This is a genomic window from Slackia sp. (assembly GCF_977041755.1).
The window spans coordinates 1-5,900 of the sequence record NZ_CDRRGL010000109.1 but is presented as its reverse complement, the minus strand read 5'-3'; the positions used below and the strand labels follow the sequence as shown (position 1 = coordinate 5,900).

Genomic DNA, 5,900 nt, shown 5'->3' with positions numbered 1-5,900 from the left:
GACCTGGTGCGCGAAAACGACAACTACCAGCGCTTCCTCGAGAACCGCTTCCGCGATACGTTCGATTTCGAGGGCACGCCCATTCGTTGGAAGTTCAAGAAGAAGGACTAACGGAACATGATAGATGCATTGGTTGCGCTTGGCGTGTTTGTCGCGGCGTTTTTGCTCGGTTCGATTCCTTGGGGCCTCATTATTTCCAAGGTGTTTTACCACACCGATATTCGCGAGCATGGCAGCGGCAACATTGGCACCACGAACGCCATGCGCACGATGGGCAAAAAGGGAGGCGCCGCGGTATTCTTGCTCGATTTCGGCAAGGGCATCGCGTCGGGCTTCATTGGCATGGGTGCGACGTCGTTTTTGACGGGTAGCTTCGTGAGTTATGAAACTCTGCTTGGCATAGCGACGATGGGTTGCACCTTGGGCCATATTTTCAGCCCATGGCTGGGCTTTCACGGCGGCAAGGGCATCGCTGTGGCCATTGGCGCATTGTTCGTGTGCTGGGGGCCTGCGGCGGCATGCATCGAGCTGTTCGGCATTTTTGCCGTGCTCGTCGCGCTTACGCGCTATGTTTCGGTGGGCTCCATCGCATCCGCGGCGCTGTGCCCGGTTATCGCATGCTTCCTGTTCTGGGGCGATTGGGGCGCTATCGCGTGCTATTTCGTCACGGGCATGACGGTTGTGTGGGCCCATCGTGGCAACATTGAGCGTTTGCGCGCGGGCAATGAGCGTCGCGTGGGTTCGAAAAAATAATGGTCCGCCGTTCTGACGAACGGCGAATTTTGCCGACGCTGCAAGCGGGCGATGCACTGCATTTTGGCCTTTCGATCTTCATCTTGCGTAGCGCTGCTATGCGGCTTTTCGATTTCGGGCTATTCTGCAGCAGCTCGCTCATTCTCGCTGACTTTTGGTCGGCCGTGCAGTTTTCTTTTGTTGGGAGTCGATATGAAGGTTTCGGTTATTGGCGCTGGTTCGTGGGGCACGGCGCTTGCACATGTTCTGGGGCTTGGTGGCAACGATGTGATGCTGTGGGCGCGCAAACAGGAAGTGTGTGACGGCGTAAACGAACGTCACGAAAATCCGCGCTATCTCATTGGCTGTAAGATTGATTCCCACGTGAAGGCATCGACGAGTTTTGAGGAAGTGCTTTCCGGCACATCCGCCGTGGTTATTGTGACCCCTTCGGCTGTGATTCGCCAAACGTGCGCGAACATTGCGCCGTTCGTCAACGGTGACACCCCTATCGTGGTGTGCTGCAAGGGCGTGGAAGAGGGGAGCGGCCTCGTTCCGGTCGAGGTACTCGAAGCCGAGTTGGGCAATGCGAGCCGCCTGGCGGCGCTCGCTGGCCCCAACCATGCCGAAGAAGTGATTCTAGGCATTCCTGCCGGCACGGTGATTGCCTCACAAAGTGAGCAGACTGCCCGCTTTTTCCAAGAGCTTTTCGCCACTGAGGCATTTCGCACCTACATCAGCGAAGATGTGATTGGCGTTGAGGTGTGCGCGGCGGCAAAAAACGTGGTCGCCATTGCATGCGGCCTGTCGTATGGCATGGGATATGGCGACAATACAGCGTCGCTTTTGATGACGCGCGGCCTGGCGGAAATGAGCCGCTTGGTCGCCGCGTGCGGCGGTATGCCCATGACGTGCTTGGGCCTGGCGGGTGTAGGCGACCTCATTGCTACGTGCACGAGCGAGCATTCACGTAATCGCACGTTTGGCTATCGTCTGGCCCAGGGCACAACGCTTGAGCAGTACAAAGCTGAAACCCATATGGTGGTCGAAGGCGCGCTTGCGTGTCGCACGCTCATGTCGCTTGCCGAATCGGTAGGGGTTGAGCTGCCCATTGCCGAGACTGTGCGTCGCGTGGTGTGGGAGGGTTCTAATTTGGAGCAGGCTGCCGCGCAGCTGTTCGGTCGCGAATTGAAGCCTGAGTTCTATTAAGCCGGTTTAAGGCGATGCGGCAAAAGAGGGGCGGTTCCAAAAGATGCAAGAATGAGCCCCTCGCTACATTCGGCGTGCGTATGGCGGGATGAATGAGACGGATGATTCCTAGGGCAAATTTAGATCGCCTCGGGTGCCGCCCGCATCGTTTTGTCGGGACGAGTTGAAGCATAATCGTGCCGCCCGATTGAATTGAAGCAAAAGAAAAGGCGCAACCAAAGTTGCGCCTTTGTGTTTTTGCGCCGAGTGCTATTCCTTCGCGCCGTACTGCTCGTAGTACTTGTCGATGGCGGCCTTGATATCGTCGTTGATGACGACCTTGCCGTCGATTTCGTGGTTGTACAGAGCTTCGGTCACTTCCGCCATGCTCACGATGCTGGCTACGGGGAAGCCGTACTTCGCCTGGATTTCCTTCTGTGCGGTGGTCACGCCGCCCTTGCCGACCTCCATGCGATTAAGTGACACGATAAGGCCTTTGACCTCGACGTTTGCAGCGCCCGTCACAATGGGGTAGGTCTCGTCGATCGACTTGCCCGACGTGGTCACGTCTTCGACCATAATCACGCGGTCGCCGTCGTTGAGAGTCGCGCCCAACAGGTTGCCTGCGTCGGCGCCGTGGTCTTTGGCCTCTTTGCGGTTGCAGCAGTAGCGCACCTCTTTGCCATAGAGTTCTTGCAGCGCGATGGCGGTCACGACGGCCAGCGGAATGCCCTTGTAGGCAGGGCCGAACACGACGTCGAAATCGAGGCCGAAGTTGTCATGAATGGCCTTGGCGTAGTACTCGCCCAGGCGCTTGAGCTGCTCGCCCGTTACGTAGGCACCTGCATTCATGAAGAACGGCGACTTGCGGCCGCTTTTCAAGGTGAACTCGCCGAATTTGAGCACATCGCTTTCAACCATGAACTCGATGAATTCGCGTTTGTAATCTTCCATTCCGCTGAACTCCTTCGATTCGCGCCCGGCCCCAACGGCTGGGCTATAAACTATTCGCCATGATACCCGATTTGGTTCTATAATCGGCAGCGTTTAGCGTAAGGGCCGCAAATGGCCATCGTCTGCGCGGTTTTTGCTGCGGGGCGGTTTGTGACGGAAGGCGATAGTATGGGCGAATCCATCAAACAAGACGTGTGTAAGCAATGGGTTGAGCGCGATAAGAAGGTGATTGCGCCATGCCAGCACCTGTCATATTTTCCACTGGCGGTTGACCGTGCGAAAGATTCCACGGTAGTCGACACCGACGGCAACGAGTTCATCGACTTTCTCACGAGCGCTTCCTCGCTGAACTTGGGTAGCTGCAACGAGCACATTACTGCGGGCATTCAGGAGCAGCTGGCGAAGTGTACGCAGTACACCGCGGCATACACGTACAGCCCTGCGACGATTGAGTATGCCGAGCGCCTGTGCTCGGTGTTTCCCGGTCGCCCCGCCGAAGACGTGCGCATCGCGTTTGGCAACTGCGGTTCCGACTGCAACGACGCTGCGGTGAAGTTCGCCCGCGCCTATACCGGCCGCCGGAAGATTATCACGTTCATCAACGCGTATCATGGCTCTACGTACGGCTCCATTGCGCTTTCGTGCGTTACCACGCGCATGGCGTCGAAAATGGGCCCGTTCATGGGGGATATCTACCATTTCCCGTTCTACGGCTCCGAAGCGCCCGACATGCCCGCCGAGTGGTATGTGAAAGAAATTCAAGAGGCGTTCGACACGTATTTGCCCGCCGAAGAGGTGGCTGCGGTCATCATTGAGCCCGTGCAGGGCGATGGCGGCTTGAATTTGGCGAACGACAAGTTCATGCATGCGCTCTATGATCTATGCAAAAAGCACGGCATTCTGTTTATTTCCGAAGAAGTACAGCAGGCGTTTTGGCGTGACGGCCATTGGTTTGGCATCGAATGCTTCGATGGCATCGTGCCCGATGGCGTCATCATGGGCAAATCGGTGGGCGCGAGCCTTACCTTGGGCGCGTTTATGGCCCGCAAAGACATTATGGAGAGCCTGCCTGCGCCGGCGCACCTGTTTACGCTTGGCGGCAACGCCATTGCGTGCGCGGCCGGTTGTGCGGCGTTCGACTATTACCAAACCGATGAATTCCAGAATATTTTGAAGCGAAACGAACGCGTGATGCTCGAGCTACTCGAACAGACGGTGGCCGACCATCCCAACACGATCGGCTTCATTCGCGGCGTGGGCATGTCTCGTGGCTTGGCTGTGGTGAAGAAGGGCGAAGACGGCTCCATGGAGGCCGACACCACGGGTACGTTTAAAATCGTGTATCGCTCTTACGAGTTGGGTTTGCTCATGATTTCGGTCGCCGACAATATTTTGCGCATTCAGCCGCCACTTAATATCACCGAGGAAGAATTGCGCCGCGGCTTCGCGATTGCCAATCAGGCGATTTCGGAATACGAAGCGGGCGAGATTTCGGATGACGTGCTGGTAAACCAAGCGGGTTGGTAATCGTTGGCGTGCCTTTTTGGTTCAAGCGAAAGTTTTTCAGAAAAGTTGAAAATAACGCTTGCACGGCATGGAAGAGATGCGTATACTAACGTCTTGCGTTTGAGCGAAGAGCTCGAAATCGCAACGGGTTGTGGCGCAGTTTGGTAGCGCACTTGACTGGGGGTCAAGGGGTCGCAGGTTCAAATCCTGTCAACCCGACCAGCTAATTAGGGCAGGTCAGAAGGCAAAACTTCTGGCCTGCTTTTTTTGTTTCGTTTTTATTCATCATCGTTGTCTCGCTCTTTTCTCCGGGGCGTTTTCCTCTCGGCTTTGTATACGCTCGAAACAATCTGTAAAAACAAGGCTTCAAGTGGGAAAGCATTTCTTTCTTTTGAACAAAAAACTCGCTCGCTGGGTGTTACATTGCTCAATGCAGTTGCAAGAGCGGTTTTTTGAAAGGAATGGCACATGGACAAGGAACTTCTTGCGGTAGCAGGCGGCAGCAAGCCAGCGGACGTTGTGATTTCGAACGGTCGCATTGTCAACGTGTATACGGGCGAAATCTATGATGGCGGCGTGGCGATAAGCGGTCAAACGATTGCCGCAGTAGGCGATGTGGACTACTGCGTCGGCGAGGGCACGAAGGTCATCGATGCCGAGGGCGCCTTCATTACGCCGGGCTTCATCGATGGCCATATTCATCCCGAAAGCTCCGACTTGGCAATTCGGCCTTTCGCGGAAGCGGTGCTCAAGCATGGCACGACATCGATCATGACCGACCTCCACGAGGTGGGCGTGGTAAGCGGCCTTGAGGGCATCGAGGCCGTAATCGAAGAAAACCAGGCGACCGATTTGAACTTGTATTTCGTCGTGCCTTCCCATGTTCCTTTCTCACCCGCGCTTGAAACAAGCGGCGGCTCCTTCAATCCCTCGATTATTCGCGAAGCGCTCAAGCGCCCCGATGCCGTAGGCATTTCTGAATGCGTTGGCCCTTACGTCCTGGCCGATTTGCCGGATCTTTTGGAATCGCTCGATGACGTTGCGGGCATGAAGGGTATGACCGCCCAAGGCCATTTGGTTGACATGAAGGGTGCCGATTTGAACAAGTGCGCGGCTGCGGGCATCTCAACGTGCCACGAAGCGCTTTCCGCCGACGAAATCATGGATCGCGCTCGCGTGGGAGTCCATGCGATGCTGCGCGAATCGTCGGCTGCGCGCACGCTCGCGCAGCAGCTCGAATGCATCGTGGGCAAAGACATCGACACTTCTATGATGAGCATCGTGACCGACGACTTGCACTGTTGCGATTTGAATGAGACGGGACACCTTGATCATCATTTGAAGCTCGCTCTTAGCTGTGGCCTGCCGTTCGTGAAGGCCATCCAAATGGTGACTATCAATGCGGCGCGCGCATTCGAGCTGACCGATATCGGCGCGCTGGCGCCGGGCAAGCGCGCCGACATCAATATCGTGTCGGGCGATACGGCAGACGATTTCGGCGTGGTGAGCGTATGGTCGCG

At 56.3% G+C, this 5,900-nt stretch carries 6 protein-coding genes and 1 tRNA gene; 6 read left to right on the top strand and 1 reads right to left on the bottom strand.

Annotation, left to right across the window (positions count from 1 at the left end; genetic code table 11):
- The 3 genes from ACWI8T_RS07640 to ACWI8T_RS07630 all read left to right on the top strand — a co-directional run.
- Nucleotides 1–111 (top strand): hypothetical protein (locus ACWI8T_RS07640; RefSeq protein ID WP_449138504.1); only part of this gene is annotated, 111 nt, incomplete at its 5' end.
- A gap of 6 nt (nucleotides 112–117) precedes the next feature.
- Nucleotides 118–753 carry a glycerol-3-phosphate 1-O-acyltransferase PlsY gene (gene plsY / locus ACWI8T_RS07635; RefSeq protein ID WP_123219375.1) on the top strand — a complete coding sequence of 212 codons (636 nt, stop codon included), beginning with the start codon at nucleotides 118–120 and terminating at the stop codon, nucleotides 751–753.
- A gap of 192 nt (nucleotides 754–945) precedes the next feature.
- Nucleotides 946–1,941: an NAD(P)H-dependent glycerol-3-phosphate dehydrogenase gene (locus tag ACWI8T_RS07630; RefSeq protein ID WP_449138503.1), complete on the top strand. Its 996-nt coding sequence runs from the start codon at nucleotides 946–948 to the stop codon at nucleotides 1,939–1,941.
- Between the two features lie 249 nt (nucleotides 1,942–2,190).
- Here the strand turns inward: ACWI8T_RS07630 and pyrE are convergent, their stop codons facing one another.
- Nucleotides 2,191–2,874: an orotate phosphoribosyltransferase gene (gene pyrE, locus ACWI8T_RS07625; RefSeq protein ID WP_418950420.1), complete on the bottom strand. Its 684-nt coding sequence runs from the start codon at nucleotides 2,872–2,874 to the stop codon at nucleotides 2,191–2,193.
- 168 nt (nucleotides 2,875–3,042) lie between these two features.
- On the opposite strand from pyrE, the gene ACWI8T_RS07620 reads away from it, so the two are divergent.
- The 3 genes from ACWI8T_RS07620 to ACWI8T_RS07610 all read left to right on the top strand — a co-directional run.
- Nucleotides 3,043–4,401 (top strand): aminotransferase class III-fold pyridoxal phosphate-dependent enzyme, encoded by a 1,359-nt coding sequence (locus ACWI8T_RS07620; protein ID WP_449138502.1) that lies wholly within the window; start codon nucleotides 3,043–3,045, stop codon nucleotides 4,399–4,401.
- Between the two features lie 124 nt (nucleotides 4,402–4,525).
- Nucleotides 4,526–4,602 (top strand) — tRNA-Pro (locus tag ACWI8T_RS07615).
- A gap of 246 nt (nucleotides 4,603–4,848) precedes the next feature.
- Nucleotides 4,849–5,900: amidohydrolase family protein (locus ACWI8T_RS07610; protein WP_449138501.1), on the top strand; the 1,052-nt coding region annotated here is incomplete at its 3' end.

Excerpts from the sequence above, each read along its gene's own strand:
- ACWI8T_RS07620 (WP_449138502.1), top strand. The coding sequence starts at position 3,043 with ATGGGCGAATCCATCAAACAAGACGTGTGTAAGCAATGGGTTGAGCGC.
- plsY (WP_123219375.1), top strand. The coding sequence starts at position 118 with ATGATAGATGCATTGGTTGCGCTTGGCGTGTTTGTCGCGGCGTTTTTG.
- pyrE (WP_418950420.1), bottom strand. The coding sequence starts at position 2,874 with ATGGAAGATTACAAACGCGAATTCATCGAGTTCATGGTTGAAAGCGAT.
- ACWI8T_RS07630 (WP_449138503.1), top strand. The coding sequence starts at position 946 with ATGAAGGTTTCGGTTATTGGCGCTGGTTCGTGGGGCACGGCGCTTGCA.